Source organism: Tropicimonas isoalkanivorans, assembly GCF_900112335.1.
GTDB lineage: Bacteria > Pseudomonadota > Alphaproteobacteria > Rhodobacterales > Rhodobacteraceae > Tropicimonas > Tropicimonas isoalkanivorans.
The window spans coordinates 1-2,055 of the sequence record NZ_FOLG01000048.1 but is presented as its reverse complement, the minus strand read 5'-3'; the positions used below and the strand labels follow the sequence as shown (position 1 = coordinate 2,055).

Annotated in this window: 3 protein-coding genes; 2 read left to right on the top strand and 1 reads right to left on the bottom strand. The window is 63.6% G+C overall.

Features of this window, described 5'->3' with window-relative positions:
* The first annotated feature begins 335 nt into the window (after positions 1-335).
* Positions 336-599, top strand: coding sequence for a type II toxin-antitoxin system ParD family antitoxin (locus BM075_RS24045; protein ID WP_093363125.1), 264 nt, complete (start codon positions 336-338; stop codon positions 597-599).
* 3 nt (positions 600-602) lie between these two features.
* A complete protein-coding gene (locus BM075_RS24040) occupies positions 603-893 on the top strand; it encodes a type II toxin-antitoxin system RelE/ParE family toxin (RefSeq protein WP_093363124.1) in 291 nt (96 codons plus the stop codon).
* Positions 894-1,090: 197 nt separating this feature from the next.
* Here BM075_RS24040 and BM075_RS24035 read toward each other — a convergent pair whose 3' ends face one another.
* Positions 1,091-1,972: a hypothetical protein gene (locus tag BM075_RS24035; protein WP_093363123.1), complete on the bottom strand. Its 882-nt coding sequence runs from the start codon at positions 1,970-1,972 to the stop codon at positions 1,091-1,093.
* Positions 1,973-2,055 lie beyond the last annotated feature (83 nt).

Below are 2,055 nucleotides of genomic sequence, written 5' to 3'. Positions count from 1 at the left end.
TGGCGTTTGTAGCTGATCAACTGTTTCTGCATCCTCCCGAACTATGTCCAGACACTGCAATGAGAAACCGTGCCAAGCTTAACGTGACAACACCGGAAGATCGGCTGCTCGGTGAACACGCAGAACGACTGGGTCAAAATAGTCGAAGCCGACAGCTGCAACCGAACTTCCGCCGGTCGCCGCGGTGCAAGCAGCCTGTCGGCTATTACGAGCCCGCACTCGGACGTCGGCGGTCTGGCATTGGCTGGCGAAAGGGCGGGGAGACACATAAGAGTTGTGGACAGCATAGCATCACAAGTATGATGATATATGCTGAATTGGCAGGAGGTGCTATCATGCCCGCAGTCGAGCGACTGACCATCACAATGCCCGCTGAAATGGCCGAGATCTTGCGTCAGACGGTTGCAGGTGGGGAATACGCGTCGGCGAGCGAAGTTGTCCGGGAGGCATTGCGCGACTGGGTCCGCAACCGGGACACCGAGCGGCGCGACCTCGAAGCGCTGAGGGCGGCAATCCGGACCGGGCTCGACAGCGGCCCTGGCATTCCCGCCGATCAGGTGTTTGCCGAACTCCGTGCGCGCTACGCAGTGAAATCCTGATTCATGCCCCGTCTTGTCATTCTGCCCGCCGCCCGGGACGATCTCGTCGAGATCGGCGACTTCATTGCCCTGGACAATCCTGCCCGGGCAGTGACGTTCCTGGCGGAGATTGAGGCCAAGATGCGGCAGGCCGCGGAACGCCCCGCTAGCTTCCCGGCGCGCGATGACCTGCTCGAGGGGCTGCGCGCGGCGCGACACAGCCGCTACCTGATCTTCTTCGTCGAGGAAGCAGAGGAGGTGAGAGTCGTGCGGGTGCTCCACGGTGCACGGGACCTGCCAGGCCTGTTCGGTTGATCTTCGGAGCGGCCAGTTTTAATAGGTCTGATAATGCAAACTTACCGGGCATGATAGGGAAGGGCATGGTGCGGCGGTTATCAGGCGAAGAGCGATATAGAAACGCCGCTTCGTTTCGGTGGAAGGGGCAGAATTCGCGGCCTCGGGCCTTGCAACATGCCAGGCCCGGTAGTGTTCTCGGCTGTCGCGGCGCACGCTCAGGTATCCTCTGTCGCCATTGCGCAGATCGTGAGGATTGCGGGGGTGGTGAGGGCGGTCAGAGGGAGGTTGCGGACCTCATGCGGTGGCCTGGGTCTGGCACGGAGGCGGTTTGCGGGGGTGGTGAGTTGCCAGTCGATGGTGGCGAGGGTCGGGCCGCCGGCTTTCAGCCAGGTTTCGAACTGACGGCGCGTGGCGAAACAGAGGTCGCTGGAACGGGCGGCGCGGAGGGTTTGCAGGGACCAGGCGCGGGCATCCGTGGGGTCGAGCTTCGCAAGATGGCGCATCAGGTTCCGGGCAAGATTGCGGTCGTCATGGTGGCGCGGCAGGACCGGGGCGAGGCGGCCTGGCATCAGATTGCGGGCCGTGGTCTCGAGCCTGCGGATCTGGGTGCGGGAAAGGGCAAAACGCTCGGCCAGATCACCGGACGGCGTGCCACGGGCCAGTGCGGTCAGCAGGCGGTGCGCGAGATCCGGAGTGAGACGCGGCGGTGGCGCGGGCCGGACAGGACGGCTGGCCGTGGCTTTCGGCACTGCCAACGTCTGCACTGCGAGGTGAGCCAGAACCGCAGGTCGGGCGCTTTCCAGCACCACCAGCTCATCGTGCTTCGAAGGTGTCAGGCTGCGGCGGTTCAGTCGCAACCAGCGCGCGGCCCGGGCGGCGGGATGGGCCTCCGGGTTGCTGCGCAAGATCAGCCCGAGCGCCAGATCGCCGAGATGCAGGTATGAGCGGATTGTGGTTTCGGGCCTTGCATGGCCGGCCAGCCGTGCCAGCCGTGTCAGAACTTCGCGTGGGTCTGGGCGGCTGCCCAGCAATCGGTCGCAGATGCGATTCTGCTGGGCTGTGGGCCAGCCGGTCAGGTCCTGCAGTGGTGTTGTCACGTTAATCAGTATCCGGCTGAAGATGGTTTGTTGGGTGGAAAGTTAAACAAGCCCGGCGGCGGTCTTCCAGATGTCGAATGCTT

What these genes read in the sequence shown, in the direction of transcription:
- BM075_RS24045 (WP_093363125.1), top strand. Translation starts at nt 336, where the DNA reads ATGCCCGCAGTCGAGCGACTGACCATCACAATGCCCGCTGAAATGGCC.
- BM075_RS24040 (WP_093363124.1), top strand. Translation starts at nt 603, where the DNA reads ATGCCCCGTCTTGTCATTCTGCCCGCCGCCCGGGACGATCTCGTCGAG.